Here is a 24,408-nt window from a genome sequence, read left to right as displayed (position 1 = left end):
TGCAGTTGACCAATCAGTGCAGGTGACGCCGCCTCGGGGAAGCGCAACACCGATCCGATCAGCGCATGCCGCCGGAAGCCAGAATAATCTCCCCAGTAATCCATCTGGCCTCATCGGAGGCGAGAAATGAGACGATTGGGGCGACGTCCTCCACCTGACCTATACGGCCAAGCGGCGTTTGCTCTTCATTCCAGGTTTGGAAGTCCGAGCCTATTGCGCCTGCGCTATGGCTTCCTTCCGTTTCGATCAGGCCCGGGTTGACCGCATTCACGCGAATTCCCCTGGGACCGAGCTCAAGTGAAAGCACACCGGTAATGGCATCAATCGCCCCCTTAGCACCGCTGTAGATGGCACTTTCAGCAATAAAGACTCGGGTGACGAATGAACTGATATTGATGATGCTGCTGCCGTGACCCAGGTGCGGTGCGGCCGCGGCGCTTACTAACAAGGGTCCAAGCACATTGATATCAAATTGCCTGCGGTACAGCGCTTCAGTGCTCTCTTCAATTTTGGCGAACTGGTAAACACCGGCGTTGTTCACCACGATGTCGAGCCGCCCGAAAAGAGCAATGCTGGTATTAATTAGTGCCTCGACCTCAGTCTGACTGGTGACATCCGCTGCGACTGCCACAGCCTCACCCTTGGTGGCTTTAATATCGACAACAACCTTTTCAGCAGCGTCTCTATCTGAGACGTAATTGACGATAACCCTGGCGCCATCAGCTGCCAGCTGACGGGCTATACCTGCTCCGATACCTTTTGAACCTCCGGTAACCAGAGCAACTTTGTCTTTTAATTTATGCATAATCTCAGCTTCCTGTTCGTGTCGCCTGAGGCGACGAATTTAAAGAAGCCATGGTGATGCCTGCAAAGTTGTTTGAGAACTGACACTTTTGTATATTGGATGTTCATTTTTGAACGGTGGGATCGAAGCATGGATTGGGGGGATGTTCAGGTATTGCTTGCGGTCATGCGTAACGGCTCTTTCGGGAAAGCAGCCCTGAGTCTGGGCGTAAGTCATCCTACAGTAGGACGCCGTATCAAGGCGCTTGAGGATGAAGCGCAGCAGGCGCTGTTTCGCCGGACAACGGAGGGATTGGTGCTGACAGATGCCGGAGACGGGATCATGAAGCTGGCAGAAGCGATGGAAAATTCCGCGCTTGCCATGGAACGTCGTCTGGCAGGCAATCACGATCGCCTTGAAGGAATACTGAGAATATCATCAGCAGAATGGTTTACTAACTATGTGCTGGCCCCCGTGCTGAGTGAATTGAAACGTCGTCATCCGGCGATTGTGCCGGAAATTATTGCAGGTTACCGTCTGCTCGATCTGTCGCGCCGTGATGCCGACATCGCGTTTCGCATCGTACCCTTTACCGATCCGAATATTGTTCAGCGCCGTTTGATGCGTGTGCCCTACGCACTTTATGGCACGCCACAGAATGCACAGGCACTGCTCACAGCCCCCTCTTCGGTGGGGCTGATCCTGATGAATACTGGGCAGTCACACTTTCCTGACGTCTCATGGCTTCTTGATCATTTCCCGCAGTCAAAACCTGCCTTTAAAAGCACAAGCCGCGCGGTTCAGGCGCAGATGTGTCTGCGGGGGATGGGCGTAGCCGTGCTGCCACGGCCTTTGGGTGATGCCACCACCGGGCTGCAGCGTATTGAAATGCCTGACATTCCGCCTTCAAGAGACATCTGGGTCGGCTACCATCAGGATCTTCGTCATATGGATCGCCTGCGTGCATTGCTGGATATCGCAGATAGTATGCTGGCTTCACAACAGGAATAGTCTGACGTGCCGGGGCACCCAGGTGAAACCAGCGGGCAAAAGCGCTTCAGGTATGTTTGTGCGTTTCCTCACGAACACTCATCTGAGCAAAGACATGGGCTAACTTACGACGAATTGATAATAATCAAAATGTCGACCAGATGGATTCTCCTACATGCCGGGTTATCAAGTTCGCCCTAAGCAGCCCGTTAAATACTGACAGTCACACCATTTTTCTGAACACTCAGTAGGCAGCTTTGTCTTTACGCCCATTCTTAATGGTCAGCGTGATGGCTGAAATCAGGAAATAGAGAACACCAAAAGCGGCGTAGGGTGCAACCGTGGTGACATCCAGAGCAGCATTACTACTCGCCTGTTTAAACATAAACACACCCGCCAATGCAGATTGCGCTCCACTCAAGACCATAGCCCATTGTCCATTTGAATTTTTCCAGCGACGGATGGAAGCAGAAAGCTGCAATACACCAGAAAAAATCGCCCATATTCCAAAGACTTTAATGGTTGTATTCATGCTGATAGAAAGAGCCCAGATAATAGCCGCTGCGACCACCAGGCTAACGATAAAGTTAAATTTTTGGGGTGGGTTTAGTGCTAAGCCCCCTGACTGTCTTGCATCAAGATAATTGGCGAATGCGTCCCATGTAGGATACAAAACAAGCAGAATGGTACCAACTGTGGGATTATGTTTGCCAATGAATAGTGCAAGTGCAATCCAGATAATTGAACCCGCTGCACGAATATAATAATAAGATTGAAGCCATTGATTTTGAATGTAGGTAGATGTAGCGAAATTGGATTTCATTATGATTCTCCGAAATAGGTTGGACTTCACAGAATATTCCAGACGAATGATGGCCGAATTAGAGTCGGCAATTATTCAGTCGCAGAATTAAGAAAATGTGTAAAGCTTATAAAAACACGCTTTTTAAGGAAAAGCAGAGCGTATAAAAATGGTTGTTCGATAAAAAAGACGACACTGTGTCAAAAAATTAATCTTAATTTTTTAAACGGTTTTGGATTAACGATATAGGTTTAGGTCGTAAGCATTCTGGCGATAACCTGTTCTGTCTAACCTACGTAGTCTGCGTATACGCAAGGGCTGCCTTATGTAACCTGACACAGAGATCCGGACTAAGTCAGGAAAAACTCCGATAAAAAAGTAGGTTAAAGGCGCCATCACAGCAACCGGAATCGTTTGCTGACATTCATATTTGAAATCGGTATTAAGTGAATAACTGCAGGAATCTCTGCGTACTTCAGGATGTTTTTTGTTCATTATCACACACGAATCAGAAGCGGATTCAGGAACATATTCCGCCTTACTGACGTCAGCTATCTCCCTGCAAAAACCGCCAGTTACGCTACGTTGTCTAAGGTGTTCACAATACTGTTTTCCTGAAAAAGAAACTGACCTGAATGGCTGTAATAACATCTTCCTGCTAGCGAGTAGTTGAGCAACCAGCGAGTCGATGTCTGCCGGGTGTGGTGGCATACTGATCGATTGCTTCAATACGGCTGGCTCATTCAATCCATAATTTCCGGAGAGTTTGAGCTGAGTCTGTAAAAAGGGCTGAAAACCTGACGCAGTGGTAACAGAAGACCGGGAATTCATTCTTTCGATGTTTAATGCTGCCAGGTCCGGCATTGAATGCAAAGCGCGGATAGTGTTCATTAATAATTTCTCCATCAAAGTAAAGTCACATTGAAATAGCCTCAATTAAAATCCTCGCTGGCTATATCACTTCCTCCAAATCATGCTTACGTCGGTACGAACAAACACTGCATCACAGACCTACTAGAAGATAGTCTGAGTTGCGACAATGCCACCTGCATTTATTCTTTCTATGATCCGGATATTTCATTCAACGTCACGAAATAGTCACGAATTCCAGTCAAATATCTAACCGGCATAAAGGCTGCCCATCAACTATTTCAGCCTGAACAGCCGAACACTTGAAGACTTCGGCTAGTAACGTTTTATTGTCTGAATTACCTCAGCTGGTTTTCGTTAATCTTCTAATCACTGGCTCGACAATTTGCTGAAATACATCAGCGTTATTAAAGGCACGCGAAGATATAATTGCACCATGCACCGTAGCCATCAGCGATTTGGCCTCTGTAGCTGCACTTTCCCGTAGAATAAAAACGCCATTTTTTTCACCTCTGCTCAGTACATCAGTGAGCCAGTTAGTGAGATCGTTGAAATGCCCACTGACTTCCTTAGCCACTTCTTTAGGTAAAATCGTTAATTCAACAGCCAGCATCACGCAAATGCAGAAAGGAGAATTGTTCTCACGGATGCAGGTCGCCCAGAAATTCACGTAGCTGTTAATTTCACCTAATGCATCACCGGAGAAATGCTGGCTGGTTGCCGCCATTCCTGCTTGTGCCTGCTGTCGATAATCACTCACGACTGCCTGAACCAGATCCGCTTTGCCAGGGAAATGGTGGTGAATACTCGACTTACGAATCTGCACCCGCTCGGCTAAATCAGCATAACTGAAGCTGTTATAACCGCCTGCTGTCAGCAGAATTCTGGTGTGGTGCATAATCTCTTCGGCTTTCTGTGAACGTTCTGTACTCATGCTTGCTCCAGCAGCAACGGTAAAATAACTGCGAATCGATAAACGGCCACGAACCTACTCAGCGTCAGCCGGATTGTCAAGCGCACCGCGCGTCAAGCGTTTGCGTTTATATGCACCCGCCATACTGCTGAATACGCCATCGCGCAGAATCAAAGCGTGGTACAAAGCTGCGGCAAGATGCAACATAACAGTGATGAAAAGCGCCATGGCTACCAGGCTGTGGAGCGGACGTAAAATGGCATAAGCGTTGTTGCTGATCGGAACAATGGGCGGCAGCACAAAATGACCCAGTGTGACGGGATACCCCGCCGCCGACAGCATCGCCCAACCGATCAGGGGCTGAGCCAGCATCATGGCATACAGTGCCCAATGAGACAGATGCGCTAAGAATTTCTGCCAGGCAGGCAGCGTGGCTGGAAGTGCTGGCTTAGCAGTGCTGAATCTCAGCCAAAGCCGCACAATGACCAGCATTAAAATCATCAAACCCAGCGGCTTATGAATCGCAACCAGCAGGCCGTGCAATGATGAAACCGTGGATACCATTGCGACACCAATAAATAACATGGCCATAATAGCCGCAGCCATCACCCAGTGAAGTACGCGCAGTGCCGGGTGAAAAGTGTTGTTATGTTTCATCAGTGGGCTCCGGCCTGTTCATGAGTGCGTGCATTATAGGATTTAGCGTAAGCGGATGAGCGGGCATTAAGAAGCGGGTCATCCGAAGCCGTAATACCCTCAGGTAAAATCAGCGGGTCATAGTTAATGTCGTTACAAACGCCCTGCTGTTGTGCAGTTGTCTTATTAATTGTCAGCGTTCCGGCATTGATCACCTGACGATCGGCAGGCCATCCAATCGATGCGTCATTGCCTTTATCACCAGAGCCCGCCACTGTAACCATCAGATCCCATTTCTGCGGCCCGTTCGCTAGCCGCTGCTGTAAATCACGCTGCAAGAAATTGGCGTCGTTTTTCTCATTTTCATCCATCGCCTGATAATCAGCGTGCGGCACCATACTCCAGCGCACCAGGTGGGAATGGCCCTCTTTATCAATGAAATTAAAGGCATTCAGACTGTTAAATTGATCGCGGACCCAGCTGGAAGAGGGAACATATTGCTTTGCCCAGGCAAAGAAAGGTTTGATCTCTGGATGCTGACGTACAAAAGCCTGCATTCTGGCTGGATCAGGTTTACCGGTTTTTGTATCCGGTAGCGTGGCGGTTTGCAGGTCATAGAAGCCCTGCACGCTTTGTACCGGAAAAAAAGGCATTGCATTCATGCCTGTGCGCCACTGTTCACCATTTTTCTGATAGAAAGCCAGCGCCATACTGCGTATCGGTACTGCATAATCAGGCGCATTCGGATTTCCGCCTGCGATAGCTAAACGGCCCACCACGGGCGTAACGCCTGAGGCAAACAGTGCCGCACGTGACAAGGCGCTGGCGTTACCGTTGGCAGAAAAATCCCCCAGGATACAGACGCCCTTTGCATGATTACGGCGATAACCCGGGTGATTGCCATTAGATTTTTCTAAGGCAGTAATCAGCTTATCCGATGTCAGCCTGCCAGTATCCAGCCACCCGCCCGCCCACACGAACAAGGCGATCACCAGTAATGGGATCACAATTATTATCGCCAAGCGCACTATTTTATGACCGACAGAAAGAAAAGGTTTATTCATGAAAACACTCAACATTGCAGAATTTAGTTCACTGTTCATCCGGGCGTAATCATTAAGATTTTGCTTTTAATAACTGGATGACATTCAGAAGTCATGTAAGACGCTCGATAAATCTACTAGTAGGTAGGCTGCACTGTCAAACAATTATTCCTCCTTTCATAAGTCGCTGTCACCTCCATGTCATACCGGCTTGTTCACATTCTGGAGTGGCCCCGTTCCCGCAAACAATTGCTGTCCTTACAATGAGGGCTCTGCTCCTCACTCATAGCAGACCTCAAGACATTGCAAACTGGAGCCTCTTTTGCCACGGTTGTGGCAATCAGAAGGCAGGCAAGCCTGCCTTATTTTCACTTTAATGGGATTCAACAGCCTGCGGAGTGACAACGTCGCGTGACCGCAGCGTGATACGTACCGGCGCAGATTTATACGATGGCGTACCGCTCTCCTTGTCGATGTAATCCAGCGGGATCAGGACGTTAGCCTCCGGATAATAGGCTCCAATCGATCCTTGTGAGATGGCATAGCGAATTACCGTCATGGATTCCAGACGCATACGGTAGCCCGGCACTGCTGACTCCAGATCCACAACATCCCCGTGCTCAAGCCCCAGACGTTCCAGATCAAAGTCACACATAAACAGGACATCACGGCGGCCAAATACTCCGCGGTAGCGATCATCCATGGCGTAAATCGTCGTGTTGTATTGATCGTGACTGCGAAGCGTAATCAGACGTAGCACATCGTCACCCGGCACCGTCAAGTCTTCATGCGTGCCTTGATAAAGCGAAAACATCGCTTTACCGCTCGGGGTCGGCCAGATGCGATCCCGCGGCGGCAGTGGCATCTGAAAACCACCGGGTTGGCGAATGCGGGCATTGTAATCATCGAATCCGGGTATGGTTTTTTCGATCAGGTCGCGGATGAGATCGTAATCGGCTATCAACTCATTCCAGTTAACCCGCGTTCTCGGCAGAGCCGCGCTGGCCATCCCGGCAACAATGGCCGGTTCAGAACGCAGCAGCGGCGACGCTGGCTTCAACTTTCCGGAAGAGGCGTGCACCATCGACATGGAATCTTCAACAGTGATCGACTGGCGATTGCCAGACTGCTCATCCAGTTCGGTACGGCCGAGGCACGGCAACAGCAGTGTCTCTTTCCCGGTCAGAAGATGAGTACGGTTCAACTTGGTCGCGATGTGAACACTGAGTTCAAGTTCACGCATCGCCGGAAAGGTCACGTCTGAATCGGGCAGCGCCACGGCAAAATTTCCTCCGAGGCAAATGAGCGCCTTCGCCTGCTTGTCGACTATCGCTTTCATCGCCTGCACCGCATCATGACCATGATGCGACGGTGGTGTAAATCCAAACACGTTTTCCAGCTTATTGAGAAAATCGGACGACGGTTTCTCAGTGATCCCCACGGTACGGTTACCCTGCACGTTGGAGTGGCCTCGTAACGGACAAACGCCTGCGCCGGGTTTACCTATATTGCCTCGCATTAGCAGCAGATTGACCAACAGGCGCACATTATCCGTACCGCGGTTGTGCTGTGTAATGCCCATACCATACGTCAGGATAGTGGCATTCGATTTGACGTAAGCTTCAGCGACGCGCCTGAGATCTGCCTGCTTCAGGCCTGAGTCTTGCTCGATTAATGCCCAGGATGTGGCTTCGATGTCCGCCGCGAAGCGCTCAAACCCTTCTGTGTGCTCGCGGATAAAGGCATGATCCAGTGCCGTACCGGTTTCAGCCTCAATCGCCAGCACCGCTTTGGCGATACCTTTAAGCGCAGCCGAATCGCCACCGGCACGGACCAAATAATACGTTGACGCGATATCGGTTGAGCTGTTGGTTGCCATCTCCATGACATTCTGCGGGTCGGCAAAACGCTCAAGCGCGCGTTCGCGCAGCGGATTAAACACGATAATCGGTACGTTACGGCGCGCCAGCTCGTGCAGCGTTCCCATCATGCGCGGATGATTGGTCCCTGGATTATGACCCATTGAGAGAATAAGCTCTGCACTATCGAAATCGTCCAGTGACACGGTGCCCTTACCGATCCCAATCGACTGAGGCAAACCTACGCTGGTTGCCTCGTGGCACATATTTGAACAATCAGGAAAATTGTTAGTGCCATACTCCCGGGCAAAAAGCTGGAACAAATAGGCCGCCTCGTTTGATGCGCGACCGGAGGTATAGAACTCAACCTCATCTGGCGGCAGTTCAGCTAACTTATTGGCAATACGCGCAAAAGCCTCTTCCCAGCTCACTTCGATGAAGGTGTCGCTTGCTGCATCATAGCGCAGCGGCGTGGTTAACCTGCCGTATCCCTCCAGCTCATAATCGGAACGCTGTAGCAGCGACGTAATAGTGTTTTCGGCAAGAAATGCCGGCGTAACGCGCTTGGTGGTCGCTTCCCATGTGACCGCCTTAGCGCCATTTTCACAGAACTGGAAGGTTGAGCCATGATCCTTATCCGGCCAGGCACATCCGGGGCAATCAAACCCATCGGGCTGATTAGTGCGCATCAGCGTAGGCGGCGCTTTTAAGGTATCCATTTGGTTTTTAACGGCTATTGCGGTTGCCTTAAGTGCTCCCCAGCCGCCTGCCGGGCCATCATAGGGGTGTACGCCTGGTACTGTGCGATGATTTTTTTTGCTCATACAAATTCGGCTCACGTGAATGTAATTTATGATGCTGCAGCCCCTGCGGAGGTTGCTTAACGTAACAGCGATATGTGCAGGTGTTATTTGAGCCTGAATATCCCTTCATCCACTGGTGTTATGGATAGTTTGAAGGTAGCAAAGAAAAACAGATCTCCCACGCTGGTTATCAATTGGTTACTTTTTTAATTCATTCCTCTATGTGGCTAGCCAAGAGCAACGACCGGAATTTCGATCTATCCACTCATTGGAAGTGTATTGCCGCTTAAGGAAGGCGTACCTGAATGATTATTCTGGAACGTAAAGAGTGTCCCGTCGGGAAAGCCGTCATTTGTACTTTCTTTAACGAAATAATTATCTAATGACGATACATTTATTTCATCGTGCAAACGTTTTACTTTTTCCAGCTAACTGTCACAATAAAAAAGCTACATAAATAGCGCGCTATTATAAAGCACGCGACATATATAAATGATAAAAATTCTTATTTATAGTGACAACACCGGGGAAAACCTTATGCACACACGCTTTTGTTGGGCAGGTTTACGACGCACCGCAAGTTATCGCGGGCATGTATAAGCAGCACTTCGCTACCACAAGGTCCGTTCGCCACCCTCACGGGGGTGGTTAACGGTTGACCGGCACTAACGTGTTGGGCGAGAAGTGGGGGTTGTCTCAAGCCACGCGCGCACGTTCTCCAGGTCCGGCCCGACTTCGCGCAGGGCCTGACTCAGTCGGTCTTGTGTGGTGCTTAACTTCAGAGTCCAGAACGTGATTTGCCACTGCTCGCGTATCTCTACCTGACTGAGGTCTGCGGGAATACGCCGCTGAATGTATTGACGGTTTTTCATTATTTTTATCCTTTTCTGTTTTATGCAGGAACGCCCGGCATGAGGCTTGCCAGCGCAATACATTCCCTATATTGAACAATCACCCTGGATAAAATAGAGGAATATTCCTGCTGTTGAGGTGGGGATAAAAAAGGAGAGTAATCCTGGCGAGGCCAGCGATTTATTCTGACATGTGTTAACAATATCTATTTTATTAAACTAAAAAATAATTATTTTCATTTCTTCTTAATAAGCCTTTGATAAATGAGAAAATTAAAACACTGAATCCAGGTCAAGTTAACGTGATGTTTAGAGGCGGGTGAGCGATTCACCCAAATTCACTCCATCCCGTATTTAAGGAGTATTCTTTGAGAAATCAACTTTTAGAGCGGCCCGTGGCCGTACAGCATAATATTCGTGATCTCAGGCTTGCCGCTGGCCTTTCACAACAGAGTGCCGCTGAGCGTTTCGATCTTAGCCTGCGTGTTTGGCAGTCGAAAGAGTCTGCGAAGAATCCAGGGCAGCTCAGCCAGGGCGAATATGAATTGTTATTGTTGCTGGCTGGGCAACATCCATATTTTGCACTGGTGTCGCAACAAAAAAAGTAAGCTGCCTTGTCCGTATCATTCGATAAAGAGCAAGCACTGCATCAATGTCACAGAGTTAGCCGTATCACTGGCTAATCAAACTGAGTAGATGCATCACCGTCCTGGAGGGATTGTTGCGCCGCCAGGCAAAGGCGATATCGGTAAACAGGGTGTTATTCTCTATTTCGCAAAATGTAACATGCGGGTTGTTCACACAGCACATGGAATCTGGTACCAACGCGATGCCGCAACCTGCCCCGACCATGCCGAGAGACGAGGTGATTTGGGGAGCCTGAATAAATCGTGTTGGGGTGAACCCCGCGCGCAGACAGGTGCTGACGATGAGCTCATACAGGCTGGGAGCGACTTCACGCGGAAACATAATCAATGTTTCGTCCACCAGCTGCGCTAATGCAATGGTGCCAGAGGAGCTACATGCATGGCCCGCAGGTAACGCAATCATCATTCTTTCGGTAGCGATGACTTTCATATTAAACGCCTTGCTGCTTTCACACGGCAAACGAATAAACGCCGCATCAAGCAACCCATCCCGCAGATCCTGCATCAGCAAAGCCATATTCTCTTCCCTGGCAATGAGTTCCATTGCCGGATAACGCGCTCTAAAACGCTGAAGAAGGTCAAACACGGGTGCCCCGAAAGCGACAGAACTGGCAAACCCGAGCGACATCTGTCCGCTTATACCCCGCGCCATACCACGGGCTTTCTCAAGCGCATGGTCGGCCAGCTGCACAATCTCAGTGGCGTCATTTAGGAATGCCCTTCCCGCCTCGGTGAGTTCAACGCCGCGCGTCAGACGTTTCAGCAATGGTGTCCCAATCTCATGTTCCAGCCGCTGTATTTGCTGGCTCAGCGGTGGCTGAGAAATGCCGAGCATTTCTGCAGCGCGGGTGAAATGAAGCGTCTCGGCGACAGCAACAAAATAACGCAGATGGCGAAGTTCCATATCAAAAACGTCTCAAAGTTAACAGGTTTCGCTATTGGATTCGTTAAGCCAAAAAGCCCACCATGATATTAACACGGCTTAACTATTGGTTTGCGAGGTGGCAAATGTGTAATTTTGTATCTGCCTGTTCATGCGAGGAACAGCTGAAAGAAACCGTCTTTAAACTCCATGATGATTCACCAGAAAAGGTTATCTATCAGACTTCACTGATGAGCGCGCTGCTGAGCGGTGTTTATGAAGGATCCACCACGGTGTCCGATCTGTTAAAGAAAGGCGATTTTGGCCTGGGTACGTTCAACCAGCTGGATGGAGAACTCATTGCCTTCGACAGCAAGGTCTATCAGTTACGCTCCGATGGCAGCGCCAATCCTGCCCAGCCCGAGCAACAAACGCCGTTTGCTGTGATGACTTTTTTCAAACCTGAACATCGCCACCGCTTTACCGAAACCGCCACGCGAGAAGAGGTTCATCAGGTTATCGACAGCAAAATCACTTCAGATAACCAATTCTGTGCCATGCGTATCAGTGGTCGCTTTCATGCCGTACGGACTCGAACCGTTCCCTGCCAATGTCGCCCTTATCGCTCGATGCCGGAAGTGCTGGGCGATCAGCCAACCTTCGCATTTAAAGAGACGCAGGGTGAACTGATTGGCTTCCGTACGCCGCAGTACATGCAGGGAATCAACGTGGCGGGTTATCACGAGCACTTTATTACGGATGACCGGCAAGGCGGTGGGCACATCCTCGATTATGTGCTGAAGGAGGGAACGCTAACCTTTGGCTCCATTAACAAGCTTGTCATTGATCTTCCCCGGGATACCGAATTTCTTCAGGCAGAGCTCACGCCGCACAATCTTGATGAAGCCATTCGCGCCGTCGAAAGCTAACAATAGGGGGCAATATGAAAACGTTAAAAACCCACACCCACTGGAACAGCGGCGCCGATCTCGTGGTCGCGCAGCTTGAAGCACAAGGCGTAAACCACGTGTTTGGCATCCCCGGAGCCAAAATCGACAAAGTGTTTGATTCATTATTGGATTCTCCCATTCAGCTCATTCCTGTCAGGCATGAGGCAAATGCTGCCTTTATGGCCGCAGCGGTAGGCCGACTTACGGGACATGCCGGTGTTGCACTTGTGACCTCCGGACCAGGCTGCTCGAATCTGGTTACCGGCATGGCAACCGCCACCAGCGAAGGCGATCCGGTGGTGGCCATTGGCGGAGCGGTAAAACGATCGGATAGCGCCAAACAGGTTCACCAGAGCCTGGATACCGTGTCGATGTTTCGTCCGGTAACGAAATATGCTGTTGAGGTCACCGCCCCCTCCGCGCTGACCGAATGTGTCTCTAACGCATTTCGTCATGCAGAAAACGGACGCGGTGGAGGTGCCTTTATCAGCCTGCCGCAGGATATTGTTGATCAGCCGGTTTCCGGCAGCCCTTTGCAAAACAGTGGACACGTTAAGTTGGGCGCGGCCCCCGATGCCCTAATTGAGGCTGTCAGCCAGGACATCAGCCGGGCAAAAAATCCGGTTATCCTGCTGGGCCTGATGGCCAGCCAACCAGAAAACAGCGCCGCAATCCATGAACTGCTGTCAAAAAGCCAGATCCCCGTGACCAGTACTTACCAGGCTGCAGGCGCAGTCAGACAGGAGCACTTCTCAAGGTTTGCCGGACGGGTTGGATTATTTAACAACCAGGCTGGAGACCGGTTATTACAGCAGGCGGACCTGATCATCACTATCGGTTATAGCCCGGTTGAGTATGAGCCGGCAATGTGGAACAGCGGCAAAGCCATCCTGGTACATATTGATGTGCTACCGGCTGATACGGATAACCGCTACCAGCCCGACGCTGAACTGGTAGGCGACATTGCGCAGACCGTATGCAAGATTGCCGCTCGTATCCTCTCACCATTAACGCTAAGTCACGCTGCGGCCGCTGTACTGGAAGACCGCCAGCAGCAACGGCAGTTACTGGCGATGCAAGGTGCCAGCTTAAATCAATTTGCGCTGCATCCCCTGCGCATCGTGCATGCGATGCAAGACATCATTAACTCTGACATCAGCCTTACCGTTGATATGGGAAGCTTTCATATCTGGATAGCGCGCTATCTGTATAGCTTCCGTGCGCGCCAAATCATGATCTCTAATGGTCAACAGACCATGGGTGTCGCCCTACCCTGGGCTATTGGTGCCTGGCTGGTTGATCCTTCACGCAAGGTGGTATCGGTATCCGGGGACGGCGGATTTTTGCAATCAAGCATGGAACTGGAAACTGCCGTCAGGCTGAAGGCCAATATCCTGCACATCATTTGGGTTGATAACGCCTACAACATGGTCGCCATGCAGGAAGAGAAAAAGTATCAGCGAATTTCAGGCGTCAGTTTCGGTCCGGTGGATTTTAAAGCCTATGCCGAAGCCTTTGGCGCAGCCGGCTTCTCCGTTAACAGTGCGGCAGAACTTGAGCCAACATTGCGCAAAGCAATGGATGTCAGCGGCCCCGCTGTGGTCGCAATTCCGGTCGACTACAGCGATAACCCGCTACTGATGAGTCAGTTACACCTGAGTCAAATTCTCTAATTGAAAGGATATGATTATGAAAAACAGAGTTGCGTTTGTAACCGGCGCCGGACAGGGCATTGGCGCAGCCATTGCCTTACGCCTGGCAAAAGACGGCTTTTCCGTAGCCATCGCGGATTTCAATCTTGAAACGGCGCAGCATGTCGCTGATGAGATTGTCACATCAGGAGGAAAGGCTATCGCGCTGCAGGTTGATGTCACCCAACGCGATAACGTTTTTCACGCCGTTGAAGAAGCGCGCCATGCGCTGGGTGATTTCAACGTCATTGTGAACAACGCCGGTATTGCGCCATCAACTCCGATTACCGATATCACCGAGGAGATTGTTGATAAGGTTTATAACGTCAACGTTAAGGGTGTGATTTGGGGAATGCAGGCGGCGATTAGCGCTTTTTCCGCGGAAAATCACGGTGGCAAAATCATTAATGCCTGCTCTCAGGCAGGACATGTTGGCAATCCGGAGCTGGCAGTTTATAGCTCCAGCAAATTTGCCGTTCGCGGGCTGACGCAGACAGCGGCTAAAGATCTTGCGTCTAAAGGCATTACGGTCAATGCCTTCTGTCCGGGTATCGTTAAAACCCCCATGTGGGAATCGATCGACAGGCAAATTTCACAAGCGGCGGGTAAACCGGCTGGCTTTGGGACGCAGGAATTTGCAAAACGTATTACTTTGGGCCGGCTATCTGAACCGCAAGATGTGGCCGCATGCGTCGCATTTCTGGCGGGACCGGATTCCGACTACATGACCGGGCAATCGCTACTGATCGACGGCGGAATGGTATTCAACTGATTCGCGGATCGTGCTTACCCATACTGCCGTGTGGGTAAGCTATTAATCATGCACTGTTGCCCGCCTGTCTCCACCCAGCGCCTACCTTCCTGGGATTTTTCAGGACTGATGCAGCCGGATACCGTGATTGGTGCAGTCCGAAAGTAGCCACCTAAACAAGGTTGGTCAAATAGCAACCCACATATCGGGTTTCGCCCATAGTGGACATGCATTCTCCAAAGGCAGCTTTGTGCCAGAAGCGGACATTGCTATGTCCTCATGGCTGGCACATCAGCAGGCCTCATTACATCTGCGATTCACTATGTTCCAATAGTTTTTTTGCAGAAGCATTAGTCGCTCTTAGCTGCTCTTCCAGATTAATACCCTGTAGTTTTCCATCTGCTTTGATAATGCGGCCGTCGACAATGACCGTCTCTACATTTTCCGGTTGAGCTGAGTAGACGATGAGGGCTGCCGGGTCGCCACCGCCAAATCCTGCCATATTCAGCGTGTTGGGAATAATTATCTGAATGTCTGCCCGCTTACCCTCTTCAAGGGTGCCGGTTAATTCCCCCAGCCCTATCGATTCAGCAGAGCGACGCGTTGCTAACGCCAGAAGCTGGCGCGCGTCTGGAAGCGTTTCATCTTTTGCTTTACCACTTTCAGTAAGCGCGGCTGTGCGGAGCGTTTCAAACATGTTAGCCCCGCCAGACAATGCATTACCATCTATGCCCAGCCCCTGCCTTTCAACGTCCTCAAAGTGATTAAGCAGGGTCAGCCCATAACCAACTCGTTGCTCGCTGACCGGTGTTAATACCAGCCCACCCCCCGATTTTTGCAGAGCATTTAACTGCTGCGGGAGCGCATCGCTTGCGTGTATCACTGTCAGCGATGGCGATAAATACTGACGGTCTATAAGTGCATCGAACATTGCGCGGGCATCGCCGCTGACATGGACCTGAATGGGCAAATTGTGTTGAACAGCAAACCTGTATTCTTTATCCCGCATGGCCCAGTTCTGCTGGCTGGATAAGTCCCTGGGGATCCGCCAGCCCAGCCCGAGTTGAACACGATCCGTTGACTGCTTTTTGAGTTCAGCCAGGTGCGTCAAATCAATCATTCTTTTTGTGGTTTTATCGGGACCACCGTAATACATGATGGCGCGAATGCCGCTTTTTTCGAGCGCTCTGAAGCCAGCATCACCCCATGCAGGGCCATGAATGTTATCAAAGAAGTCGCCAGTAGTCGTGATTCCAGACTGTAACAGTTCAAGCGAACCAGAATACATTGCCAGCCAAATATCATCCGGCTGCATCTTCTTTGCTAACTTGTTACTGACAGGGAAAAACTTTCCCTGTTTATTTCTGAACTGGCCACGCATGGTGGTGACCCATAAATGATTATGCGCATCGACGAACCCCGGCATTACATATTTACCTCGGGCGTCAATTATCTTTGCGTCGGCGGCGACAAGATTTTTTCCGATCTGTACTATCTGGTTATTGCGGATCAGGATGTCGGTCGAGGGCTGATCCTGTCCGTTGGCTGTCATGGGTAACAGGTAACCCTGGCGGATAAGTAGAGTATTCTGAGGGGCGGCGCTAACTGAAGCAGAGAAAAAACAGGCGATAAATAGTACTGCCTGAAGTTTACAGGACATACCTACTCCTTCGTAAATCAATAGGGTTAACTCAGAGTATAGGCATTGTCATTGCGCTGATGAGACATCTGTTGATTTGATGCCTTTTTAACTCAGTGCAATATTTGTGATGCTTCTATCGGGCTGTGAGAAAAATTCCGAACGTCCGCTTCTCACTATAAGTTCAACCGATGGATGCAATACACTTATTGAACCGTTCTGCGGGTGATTCATAGTCTGGCGTTTTTCTCGGCCTTTAAATTAGCTGAGTGGCAACACTGTAGGTCTTTGCTGGCTGTTAACAGACAGGTCAGTTCATTTGGAAAATATTGTCTGAGCAGCCTGTTAGTATTTTCATTTGAGTCACGCTGCCAGGGAGATTGAGGATCACATAAATAAATCTGAATGTCTGTCGCTACAGTAAATCGAGCGTGGCTGGTCATTTCAGCGCCTCGATCCCATGTTAATGCTATATAAAGCTCAATAGGTAATTCGCGCGCTTGTTTGATGAGTGCAGATATAACAATTTTGTTTTTGTTGTCCGTGATTATGGTGAGCATAACAAAGCGGAAACGGCGTTCAACGAGGATGACTAAAGAGGAGTTTTTAGAGCCCTGGATCAGATCACCTCCCCAGTGGCCAGGTATGGTTCTGTCTGCGGCTTCAGCTGGCCTTTTGGGTGACAGATATCGCATTCGGGATTGATCCCAATCCTTTCCCTTTAAGTGATGACTTTGGGGATCAACGTACCGTTCTTCCGCTGCTGAGTCATTGATGCAGTTGTTTTTTAATGCTCCACGGATTTGTATAAAATGCGTTTTTTAAACCATTTTGTGTGACACATGCATTTCCTGATTATCCGGATAACAGGGTTTCAGCCAACTGGCGATTTATTCCGGCGACCAGTCCTGATGCATCTTCTCAGCAATAATTTTACACAATGTGGTGCTTTCATTAGCTTGCAGGGTTTTGGTCTCAGAGTACTTTCCCACGCGGCAGTATCCGCTTTTGCTGCCCGGTATTGTTTTGCACCTCAGTACCTCCTGATCAAGCGGCTGATCGTTGAGGGGGCTCTTGATAAGTTGTTTGCGATCGCCCTGATGGTGATTTTTGCAACCAGCCCTCTGGATATTTCCTCTCTTTCATCAAGTGAAAGAGATTACCGATACCGTTTTCTCACCAGGGGCGATACCCACCAGTCTGCTGAATAGTGTGCATAATAGAAAAATGATATCTGTCGAACATTCTGGCGATATCATGCAGGGAATCACTTCGCGATTATCTGTCCCAGATAATCGCTTTCTGTTCTGTCGTGTAATAAGTACGCGTTCTTCGTTTCATGGCAACGTCCCCCCATGGTTAAGGATAGCGTTGAACTCACAACCCGAAGCGAACATTGCCTGGCTTCATTGTACTACAGCCTGATAATGGATAAGTGTTACCTGCCTGTGGGGAAAGGGGGCTCGAGTACCCATACCAAAAAGTTGACCAATTAGTTTCGGCAGCGCCACTCTTTATCTTACTGTGCATTCGGATTTCCTTGTGTGAGCCGGATAAGCTCAGGCAGCCGCATGTACCGCCGGCTGTCTGATTTTGTCAGCACTTAGCCCAGTTGTCGTCGCTACTGTGGAATGTTTCAGACAACGGCTTTTACGTTACCGGCTGCATAACAAGTCTGCTGTTGTGTAGCTTAACTTCTGGTTTAAGGATAGAAACGCCTTCACTAATAGTAAACGCTGAGACCAGGCCATTCAGCGCTTCAGCCTGTTCGGTCAGTGAATGGGCAGCTGCAGATGCTTCTTCGACCAGCGAGGCATTCTGTTGCGTCACGTCATCCATCTGATTGATCGCCTGATGCACCTGGCTTATTCCCAGAGACTGTTCCTGCGCGGCAACCGAAATTCCGTCTATCAGCTCATTGACCTGACGAACAGCGTCATCCATCCGCGTCATGTTCTCACCAACTTCGCTGGCCTGTAACGTACCCGCCTCAACAAAAGCAATCGAGGATTCAATCAGCGCCTTGATTTCACGGGCAGAGGCGGAAGAGCGCTGTGCCAGGTTTCTGACTTCGCCAGCCACAACCGCAAAACCACGACCCTGCTCACCGGCGCGGGCGGCCTCGACCGCTGCGTTAAGTGCGAGGATATTGGTCTGGAATGCCACGCCCTCAATCAGGGCTATGATGTCTGTGATTTTGGCCGAGCTGCTCCGGATGTCTGACATAGTACCAATCATGGTGCTGACTTTGACGGAACTGTCATCAGAAATCTCACGGGCATTTTTCGCCAGCTTACTGGCCAGCCGGGTGTTTTCGGCCGTCTGCCGGACCGTCTCGCTGAGCTGATACATGCTGGCTGCGGTTTCCTCCAGGGAGGCAGCCTGCTCTTCGGTCCGCGAGGATAAATCATCATTGCCCGCGGCTATTTCGCCTGAAGAAACGCTGACGGAGTATGCCGCCTGACCGACGGTCTTAAGTGAAGTGTCAACGTTGCTTACAAGTTGATTAAACGCTTTCGCGGTAAGCCCTATCTCATCGCGACGAGACTCATCTGCCCTAAGGGTTAAATCAAGATTTTCACTTGCGCTCTCCATTACGGTACGCATGCCATTCATATGGCGGCGAATAGACAGAATGGTTCTTACCGTGAAATAACCCAGTATCACGATACCCGCGGCAGAACCCGCGATGAGTGTCCATAAAGTCTTATGATAAGTACGGGTGTTATGCGCGTCGAATGCGTTGCCGATGCCGACGTTAAGCTGACGCTGCTTCAGATAGTCATAAATCAGGCTACGGGTGGTAGCGCCTACACCGTCATTTCCCTGCAGGTCGGGCATCGCCACATCATCATTGTGCGCTCTGGAACCAGCAAAAAAAGCCGGTAACCTGGCACGCATTTGCTGAATAATGGCAAGTTCACGCTCAGTCATCTGTCGATCTTCGTCGTTAGAAACGTTCACCTCAAGATAGTGCCGGGTACCTTCCGTCAGCTGGTCGATATTTTCGTTAATCTCTTTTTCAAACTTTGCCTGCTGGCTGAGGATTTTTGAACTCTGATGCCGGTAAAGACTAATGATAATTTTGTTGCTCGTGTCAATCAGGTCGTCAATATCTGTAATGGAAGGGATAGTGTTTTCTTGCACGTACTTAAAACGTGCCTGAAATCCGGTCACCACATTAACGGATGTGGTAACGAGTGCGATCAGTGATATCGCCAGTAGCGAGAAGGTCAGGAAAAGCCGCTGTGAAATGGTCATTACGTGCTCCGATGTTTGCTGTGTTTGGTAAGTTATTGCTTACTTTCATCAACAGTTTCGGGCGAAATAATGCGGGCTTTAGTTACAAGTGTATGCAGATGTGTTAGCTGATTGTTGCTTTCAGAAGAGGCCATCAGCAATGTGCCAGAAGCGGATTTAGCAACCATTATGTTAATTTATCACCGGGAAATAATCGGGCCAATGCCTGTAAGCTTACGTTGAAGAACAGGCCAACCGCCTTTCACTACTTAATCCAGATAGCCTTTTCAGGCTTAAGGAGCGCAGCACAGCCGACGATTTTTTGGCCAGGAAGGTGGTCATGGTTCTTGAAAAAGTTGTGTAATGGCTTACTCTAGTGCACTAGAAGATATCGTTCGAGATAATGATGACTATGTCCCGCAGCGTTGGTATGCAGCTCTCTTTTGCTCTCTATGGGGCAGCTAACCGTATGGCCCGGATGCACAAGCCGTTCCTGGAGCCGTTAGGGCTGACGTTTCCGCAGTACCTGGTAATACTCGAACTCCTGAACGGATCGCCATTATCAGTTGGCACGCTTGGCACCTCTCTCGATATGGACACGGGCACTATCACGCCGCTTGTCAAGCGTCTTGAGACAGCCGGCTTTGTTACTCGTACCCGAGACCCGAACGATGAACGACGTGTGCTGGTCAATCTGACCCCACGTGCCGAGAATATCCGGGAAGAAATCTTGGGCGTTACTAAGAAGATCAAGAGTGCCTGTAAGCTGGACGAAGCTGGACTTATTTTGCTTCGCGAGACTTTGCAGGACCTCTGTAGACCTCGAAACGATTAAAGAGGCCGACTACAGTCTGTTTTCGCTAATTTATCTAGTACGCTAGAGTCTTGCTGACTAGAGATGTTTGGGCGGAATATGACCCGCCATTAAGGTCATCTGATGATCGAAAGAAACTGTCGCCCAAGGCCGTCGTGTCCATGACGTTATGGTTATGGCTACCTGACAGACACTCACCCTAACAAAGGAAGCAGTTATGACTATGAATCTCATTCATTCCAGCGCCGAAACCTCACCAGATGAAACGCTGTCGTTCAGAGAAACTATCCGCACGCGTCGCTCTGTCCGTGGCTTTCTCGATAATCCCGTGCCTTTAAGCATTATCCGGGAGGTGCTGGAAGATGCTCAGTACGCACCTTCTAACTGCAATACGCAGCCCTGGAATACGCACATCGTCCGCGGCGAGAAGCTCAGGCAGCTCTCCAGAATTCTGCACGTCAAAAACGATGCTGGAGAATTCACACCGGGCTTTACTTTCGACCAGAACGACTATTACGGCGAATATCGTAAGCGTAACGACGCGCTAGGCAAGGCCTATTATGAAGCCATGAACGTGATGCGCGAGGACAAGGAGGGGCGGCATCGCGTGGGCGCGATGAACTACTCGTTCTTTAATGCTCCCCAGGTCGCGTTCCTGTTCATGCCCTCATTTGGTGACAATGTGCGCGTTGCAGGAGACATCGGTATGTATGGACAGACCTTCCTGTTGTCGCTCGCGGCGCGTGGTCTCGGTGGTATTCCCCAAACTTCGCTTGGTTTTTTTGCCCAGACAATCCGTGAATTCCTCGGCGTGCCTGACGAATTAAAACTGCTCTTTGGCATATCTTTCGGCTACCCGGATGAGGCGGCGCCCGGTAACCGGTTCCGCATGGATCGTGTACCGGTCGACACCAGTGTCACCTTCCACGACTGACAGAGGATGGGGCGTCATTGTTTTATCCGCCCCGTCCTCCACCGCATCGATTACACAGCGATTAATCGTAACGAGGATGAGATCATGAATATTGGCATACTGGGCACCGGCAATATCGGTAAAACGCTGGTTATGAAACTCAGCGCTGCTGGTCATGACGTCAAGGTCGCCAATTCACGCGGTCCTGACACGATCGAAGGCGAAATCCTGACTCATGGCGCCCGTGCCGTCACGGCCACTGAAGCCCTGACGGGCGTCGACGTAGTGATCCTGTCGACACCACTCAGCGCCATTCCGCAGATCGCCCCGCTGTTCGCCAGCGTGCCTGCCAGCACCGTTATAATCGACACCTCCAACTACTATCCAAAACGTGACGGTGAAATCGCTGACATCGAAGCCGGCCAAACCGAAAGCGAGTGGGTTGCAGAGCAGCTTGGCCGCCCCATCGCTAAAGCGTGGAACGCCATTACTTCCGCTTCCTTTGCACAGAAAGGCCTCCCTGCAGGGACAGCCGGGCGGATCGCCATTCCCGTTGCTGCCAGCGGCGAGCGTGAACGGGATGTGGCGATAAGGCTGGTCGACGAGACCGGGCTCGACGCTGTTTATGCGGGACCGCTCAGCGAATCATGGCGCCAGCAGCCCGGAGCGCCAGTTTACTGCACGGATCTGACGCGCGATGAGGTGCCGGATGCTCTGACCGCGACCGAGCGGGCCCGCCTGCCGAAACGTCGTGACCTCGCCATCGAGGCGATTATGGAACGGGTTGGCGACAGCACCACTAACCCCGACTCGGACTATGCCGTGCGTCTGACGCGCGCGCTCTTTATGTAGCTCACGCAGCGATCCCGGTATGCAGCCGTTGTGGCCGGTTCAGACATGCCCTTTCCTGAAACGTGTCGACGCTCTGACGCTCAATCAACAAACTGAATAAGGTACTGAACTCATGGCAATGCATCAGAAGCCCGTCGTACTGATTCTGGGCGCTACCGGAACTATCGGTAGCCATATCGTCAAAGAACTCGACGACAAAGAGGTTCATCTTCGTATCGCTTCACGCAAGCAAGACACGGTAGACCAGCTGCGCAGGGATGGAAAAGATGGCGTTTATCTCGATCTTGATAAACCGGAGACCTTCGCGCTCGCGCTCGCGGGCGTAGATCGCGTTTTCCTCTTAACCGGCTACAGCGTTGCCATGCTCACGCAGAGTAAAACCCTGGTGGATGCAGCCAAAAAGGCAGGTGTGAGCCATATCGTGCATGTGGGTGTGTTCGCTGAATGGGATACCACGGATGCCCACTTTGCATGGCATCAGATGATTGAAAAATATATCGAGGCGAGTGGTATTGCCTGGACGCATCTCCATCCAAATATGTTTATGAATGTATTCACCGGCCTTTATATCCCCAAAAATTTCACCTACACGACTTACTGGGGCGATCGGAGAGTCGGCTATATCGCGCCCGAGGACATTGCCGCCGTGGCCGCAAAAGTGCTCTTCGATGGGCCTGCGCGTCATGCCGGTCAGCATTACTGGCTGAGCGTGGAAAGTTTGAACGGTGAAGAAATTGCCGCGCTTATGAGTGAGGTAACCGGGCTTGAAATCAGGTGCGAAGACAAAGGACTGGAAGGATTCCGTCAGTTGATTGATTCACTTATCTCTCAAGGGGCTGACAGCTGGTACGCCAGTGCAAACATTGATTTCGTTACCCAGATGCTTGATGGCAGGATGTCCTATATGTCGATGGTGCAAAACGATCTTCCTTATATTCTCGGCAGGCCAGCGAAAACGGTGCGGGAATATTTGACTGAAAATAAAAGTGCGCTAATTGCTTCAGCAAAGAACCTCCAATAAGAAAGAACCGGTGCTCGTGAGATGCTGGCATTTTATTCACGAGCACGTTTTGCCAGCCTTGTTGAGTTAAGATTTTTTGCGGCAGGTTCCCTGCCCGGACGCAGACACGCGTGACTTAGCGCATGTAAAGGCCTCTCAGGCCTCATGTAAATCGTCTCACGGGACAATAACAAGCGGCTTTACTTTCTCAGGCATTCAACAACGCATCTGTTTTTGCTCATGAACATGGGTAACAAGCGATGCGTAATTTAATGATGCACCGGGACCAATCCAAATGAAAAGTTTTACCCGCGATCTCATTATCTGGATTGAAGAGAATCTTGATAAAAAAATCATCCTCGACGAAGTGGCAGAGAAGTCCGGTTACAGTAAGTGGCATCTCCAGCGATTGTTTCGCCAGGAAACGGGCATGAAGCTGGCCACCTACATTCGCGAACGCAGACTGTCCGAATCGGCCATCCTGTTGAAAATGACCAGCGCACCTGTTATCCATGCGGCTGAAAAGTTCGGCTTTACCAATCAGCAGGCTTTCACCCGGACCTTTACAAAATATTTTTGTCTGCCCCCGGCGCGTTACAGGCAGACCAGGGAGTGGCATTTTCGCGGCCTGCAGCCCAGTCTTTTATCAACCGCTGGCACCATGTCTGAACCGGAAACTACATGGCTTAGCGCGCCCGCGCTTTCTGATGTGACCTTCAGCTACCAGTGTGAAAGCGCCGACCTTTACAGTATTGATTTCCACACGGAGCAGCGTGAGCAGGGCCTTAAGAAGGCGGCGCGCCTCCTTCGCGGAGAATCCCCCACCTGGTTCGCAGAACGTTTTGAGCCTGACAGCTCCTCCGGCAACATCCGATTGACACTGACCTTTGGCTGTCGCGAGGATAAAGATGAGCGTGGCGGGAAGAAGAGGTCCAGTCCATGCATGTTCCTGCGCTTCCCGTTTGAAGGTAGTGCGGCAGAACTGACTGAAATGCAGATGAATGTTTACCGGCACATTCTGCCGCGCCGTACTGAAGCCCGGCGGGACGGGCACGACTTATTCATTTTGGGGCCGGGCCATGAGGCAAACCTTATGTCATCTCACTTTCAGGGGGATTATTATATACCGGTGACAGCAATCTAAACGCGTTGTGGGGCGGTTTCCTGACTTCCTAAAGAATATTTAACGCAGCTATGAATTAATCTTTCAGATGAAATACTAATAAGCCTTGAAAAATTTATTTCCGGCAAAATACCTGGTGGGAATGTTGCGCGGGGCACGCATTTTGTTCCAGTAGATACGCAGATTGCATGTCGATTGTTTCTTATAAACGTGCCGGTAGCTGCCTATATACAGTGTAAAAATTGAGTATATGCAAGTTAAAGTTGGTAAACGTCCGCTGTTCGCTGTGAGTTCAATGGGTCGATGCAACGCTATCCTTAATCAAGGGGGGCGTTGCCATGAAACGAAGAACTCGGATTAACTACACGCCAGAGC

21 protein-coding genes and 1 pseudogene are annotated in these 24,408 nt (G+C 50.4%); 10 read left to right on the top strand and 12 right to left on the bottom strand.

Annotated features, from left to right (window positions below; all coding sequences use genetic code 11):
* Nucleotides 1-58: 58 nt before the first annotated feature.
* A complete protein-coding gene (locus DEU53_RS22245) occupies nt 59-805 on the bottom strand; it encodes an SDR family NAD(P)-dependent oxidoreductase (protein ID WP_101761072.1) in 747 nt (248 codons plus the stop codon).
* A gap of 129 nt (nt 806-934) precedes the next feature.
* On the opposite strand from DEU53_RS22245, the gene DEU53_RS22240 reads away from it, so the two are divergent.
* Nucleotides 935-1,795, top strand: coding sequence for a LysR family transcriptional regulator (locus DEU53_RS22240; RefSeq protein WP_110868389.1), 861 nt, complete (start codon nt 935-937; stop codon nt 1,793-1,795).
* A gap of 223 nt (nt 1,796-2,018) precedes the next feature.
* Here the strand turns inward: DEU53_RS22240 and DEU53_RS22235 are convergent, their stop codons facing one another.
* The 7 genes from DEU53_RS22235 to DEU53_RS22210 form a co-directional block, all read right to left on the bottom strand.
* Nucleotides 2,019-2,597, bottom strand: a complete 579-nt coding sequence (locus DEU53_RS22235) for a DUF308 domain-containing protein (RefSeq protein ID WP_110868410.1) — start codon at nt 2,595-2,597, stop codon at nt 2,019-2,021.
* Between the two features lie 216 nt (nt 2,598-2,813).
* On the bottom strand, nt 2,814-3,467 hold the full coding sequence (locus tag DEU53_RS22975; protein WP_146222860.1) for a hypothetical protein: 654 nt from the start codon (nt 3,465-3,467) through the stop codon (nt 2,814-2,816).
* A 322-nt stretch (nt 3,468-3,789) separates the two neighbouring features.
* On the bottom strand, nt 3,790-4,380 hold the full coding sequence (locus DEU53_RS22230; protein WP_110868388.1) for a TetR/AcrR family transcriptional regulator: 591 nt from the start codon (nt 4,378-4,380) through the stop codon (nt 3,790-3,792).
* Between the two features lie 54 nt (nt 4,381-4,434).
* On the bottom strand, nt 4,435-5,016 hold the full coding sequence (locus DEU53_RS22225) for a cytochrome b (RefSeq protein ID WP_110868387.1): 582 nt from the start codon (nt 5,014-5,016) through the stop codon (nt 4,435-4,437).
* Nucleotides 5,016-6,059, bottom strand: a complete 1,044-nt coding sequence (locus tag DEU53_RS22220; RefSeq protein ID WP_110868386.1) for a catalase family peroxidase — start codon at nt 6,057-6,059, stop codon at nt 5,016-5,018. The genes DEU53_RS22225 and DEU53_RS22220 overlap by 1 nt, the downstream gene beginning before the upstream one ends.
* 352 nt (nt 6,060-6,411) lie before the next feature.
* Nucleotides 6,412-8,721, bottom strand: a complete 2,310-nt coding sequence (locus DEU53_RS22215) for an FdhF/YdeP family oxidoreductase (protein WP_110868385.1) — start codon at nt 8,719-8,721, stop codon at nt 6,412-6,414.
* Between the two features lie 644 nt (nt 8,722-9,365).
* Entirely contained in the window at nt 9,366-9,572 is a 207-nt protein-coding gene (locus DEU53_RS22210; RefSeq protein WP_110868384.1) for a DUF3606 domain-containing protein, read from the bottom strand.
* A 347-nt stretch (nt 9,573-9,919) separates the two neighbouring features.
* Between DEU53_RS22210 and DEU53_RS22205 the strand changes: the two genes are divergently transcribed.
* Nucleotides 9,920-10,159, top strand: coding sequence for a transcriptional regulator (locus DEU53_RS22205; protein ID WP_110868383.1), 240 nt, complete (start codon nt 9,920-9,922; stop codon nt 10,157-10,159).
* 64 nt (nt 10,160-10,223) lie between these two features.
* On the opposite strand, the gene DEU53_RS22200 is transcribed toward DEU53_RS22205, so the two are convergent.
* A complete protein-coding gene (locus DEU53_RS22200) occupies nt 10,224-11,102 on the bottom strand; it encodes a LysR family transcriptional regulator (RefSeq protein ID WP_110868382.1) in 879 nt (292 codons plus the stop codon).
* Nucleotides 11,103-11,206: 104 nt separating this feature from the next.
* Between DEU53_RS22200 and budA the strand changes: the two genes are divergently transcribed.
* From budA to DEU53_RS22185, 3 genes are read left to right on the top strand one after another with little or no spacing between them, the layout of a single operon-like run.
* Complete coding sequence (budA, locus tag DEU53_RS22195) at nt 11,207-11,989, top strand: acetolactate decarboxylase (protein WP_110868381.1); 783 nt, start codon at nt 11,207-11,209, stop codon at nt 11,987-11,989.
* Nucleotides 11,990-12,003: 14 nt separating this feature from the next.
* Entirely contained in the window at nt 12,004-13,683 is a 1,680-nt protein-coding gene (alsS, locus tag DEU53_RS22190) for an acetolactate synthase AlsS (RefSeq protein ID WP_110868380.1), read from the top strand.
* A gap of 16 nt (nt 13,684-13,699) precedes the next feature.
* Nucleotides 13,700-14,473, top strand: coding sequence for a (S)-acetoin forming diacetyl reductase (locus tag DEU53_RS22185; RefSeq protein WP_110868379.1), 774 nt, complete (start codon nt 13,700-13,702; stop codon nt 14,471-14,473).
* A gap of 283 nt (nt 14,474-14,756) precedes the next feature.
* On the opposite strand, the gene DEU53_RS22180 is transcribed toward DEU53_RS22185, so the two are convergent.
* The 3 genes and pseudogenes from DEU53_RS22180 to DEU53_RS22170 all read right to left on the bottom strand — a co-directional run bounded on the left by DEU53_RS22180 (nt 14,757) and on the right by DEU53_RS22170 (nt 19,352).
* Nucleotides 14,757-16,112 (bottom strand): amidohydrolase family protein, encoded by a 1,356-nt coding sequence (locus DEU53_RS22180; protein WP_110868378.1) that lies wholly within the window; start codon nt 16,110-16,112, stop codon nt 14,757-14,759.
* A 163-nt stretch (nt 16,113-16,275) separates the two neighbouring features.
* A pseudogene (locus DEU53_RS22175) lies at nt 16,276-17,432 on the bottom strand (IS30 family transposase).
* 309 nt (nt 17,433-17,741) lie between these two features.
* A complete protein-coding gene (locus DEU53_RS22170) occupies nt 17,742-19,352 on the bottom strand; it encodes a methyl-accepting chemotaxis protein (RefSeq protein WP_110868377.1) in 1,611 nt (536 codons plus the stop codon).
* A gap of 391 nt (nt 19,353-19,743) precedes the next feature.
* On the opposite strand from DEU53_RS22170, the gene DEU53_RS22165 reads away from it, so the two are divergent.
* The 5 genes from DEU53_RS22165 (at nt 19,744) to DEU53_RS22145 (ending at nt 24,054) form a co-directional block, all read left to right on the top strand.
* The gene (locus DEU53_RS22165) at nt 19,744-20,166 is read left to right on the top strand and encodes a MarR family winged helix-turn-helix transcriptional regulator (protein WP_225608267.1); all 423 of its coding nucleotides are present in this window, start codon (nt 19,744-19,746) and stop codon (nt 20,164-20,166) included.
* A gap of 196 nt (nt 20,167-20,362) precedes the next feature.
* Nucleotides 20,363-21,079: a nitroreductase gene (locus DEU53_RS22160; RefSeq protein WP_110868375.1), complete on the top strand. Its 717-nt coding sequence runs from the start codon at nt 20,363-20,365 to the stop codon at nt 21,077-21,079.
* Nucleotides 21,080-21,163: 84 nt separating this feature from the next.
* A complete protein-coding gene (locus DEU53_RS22155; RefSeq protein ID WP_110868374.1) occupies nt 21,164-21,910 on the top strand; it encodes an NADPH-dependent F420 reductase in 747 nt (248 codons plus the stop codon).
* A 112-nt stretch (nt 21,911-22,022) separates the two neighbouring features.
* Complete coding sequence (locus DEU53_RS22150) at nt 22,023-22,931, top strand: NmrA family NAD(P)-binding protein (RefSeq protein ID WP_110868373.1); 909 nt, start codon at nt 22,023-22,025, stop codon at nt 22,929-22,931.
* A gap of 274 nt (nt 22,932-23,205) precedes the next feature.
* Nucleotides 23,206-24,054 carry a helix-turn-helix domain-containing protein gene (locus DEU53_RS22145; protein ID WP_110868372.1) on the top strand — a complete coding sequence of 283 codons (849 nt, stop codon included), beginning with the start codon at nt 23,206-23,208 and terminating at the stop codon, nt 24,052-24,054.
* The last annotated feature ends 354 nt before the right edge of the window (nt 24,055-24,408 follow it).

It is taken from the genome of Pantoea sp. AG1095, from assembly GCF_003208415.1.
Taxonomy (GTDB): Bacteria; Pseudomonadota; Gammaproteobacteria; order Enterobacterales; family Enterobacteriaceae; genus Pantoea; species Pantoea leporis.
Note: the sequence above shows the minus strand (reverse complement) of the source record. Positions and strands in the feature narration are given on the sequence as shown.

Excerpts from the sequence above, each read along its gene's own strand:
- DEU53_RS22245 (WP_101761072.1), bottom strand. The coding sequence starts at position 805 with ATGCATAAATTAAAAGACAAAGTTGCTCTGGTTACCGGAGGTTCAAAA.
- DEU53_RS22240 (WP_110868389.1), top strand. The coding sequence starts at position 935 with ATGGATTGGGGGGATGTTCAGGTATTGCTTGCGGTCATGCGTAACGGC.
- DEU53_RS22235 (WP_110868410.1), bottom strand. The coding sequence starts at position 2,597 with ATGAAATCCAATTTCGCTACATCTACCTACATTCAAAATCAATGGCTT.
- DEU53_RS22975 (WP_146222860.1), bottom strand. The coding sequence starts at position 3,467 with ATGAACACTATCCGCGCTTTGCATTCAATGCCGGACCTGGCAGCATTA.
- DEU53_RS22230 (WP_110868388.1), bottom strand. The coding sequence starts at position 4,380 with ATGAGTACAGAACGTTCACAGAAAGCCGAAGAGATTATGCACCACACC.
- DEU53_RS22225 (WP_110868387.1), bottom strand. The coding sequence starts at position 5,016 with ATGAAACATAACAACACTTTTCACCCGGCACTGCGCGTACTTCACTGG.
- DEU53_RS22220 (WP_110868386.1), bottom strand. The coding sequence starts at position 6,059 with ATGAATAAACCTTTTCTTTCTGTCGGTCATAAAATAGTGCGCTTGGCG.
- DEU53_RS22215 (WP_110868385.1), bottom strand. The coding sequence starts at position 8,721 with ATGAGCAAAAAAAATCATCGCACAGTACCAGGCGTACACCCCTATGAT.
- DEU53_RS22210 (WP_110868384.1), bottom strand. The coding sequence starts at position 9,572 with ATGAAAAACCGTCAATACATTCAGCGGCGTATTCCCGCAGACCTCAGT.
- DEU53_RS22200 (WP_110868382.1), bottom strand. The coding sequence starts at position 11,102 with ATGGAACTTCGCCATCTGCGTTATTTTGTTGCTGTCGCCGAGACGCTT.
- budA (WP_110868381.1), top strand. The coding sequence starts at position 11,207 with ATGTGTAATTTTGTATCTGCCTGTTCATGCGAGGAACAGCTGAAAGAA.
- alsS (WP_110868380.1), top strand. The coding sequence starts at position 12,004 with ATGAAAACGTTAAAAACCCACACCCACTGGAACAGCGGCGCCGATCTC.
- DEU53_RS22185 (WP_110868379.1), top strand. The coding sequence starts at position 13,700 with ATGAAAAACAGAGTTGCGTTTGTAACCGGCGCCGGACAGGGCATTGGC.
- DEU53_RS22180 (WP_110868378.1), bottom strand. The coding sequence starts at position 16,112 with ATGTCCTGTAAACTTCAGGCAGTACTATTTATCGCCTGTTTTTTCTCT.
- DEU53_RS22170 (WP_110868377.1), bottom strand. The coding sequence starts at position 19,352 with ATGACCATTTCACAGCGGCTTTTCCTGACCTTCTCGCTACTGGCGATA.
- DEU53_RS22165 (WP_225608267.1), top strand. The coding sequence starts at position 19,744 with ATGTCCCGCAGCGTTGGTATGCAGCTCTCTTTTGCTCTCTATGGGGCA.
- DEU53_RS22160 (WP_110868375.1), top strand. The coding sequence starts at position 20,363 with ATGACTATGAATCTCATTCATTCCAGCGCCGAAACCTCACCAGATGAA.
- DEU53_RS22155 (WP_110868374.1), top strand. The coding sequence starts at position 21,164 with ATGAATATTGGCATACTGGGCACCGGCAATATCGGTAAAACGCTGGTT.
- DEU53_RS22150 (WP_110868373.1), top strand. The coding sequence starts at position 22,023 with ATGGCAATGCATCAGAAGCCCGTCGTACTGATTCTGGGCGCTACCGGA.
- DEU53_RS22145 (WP_110868372.1), top strand. The coding sequence starts at position 23,206 with ATGAAAAGTTTTACCCGCGATCTCATTATCTGGATTGAAGAGAATCTT.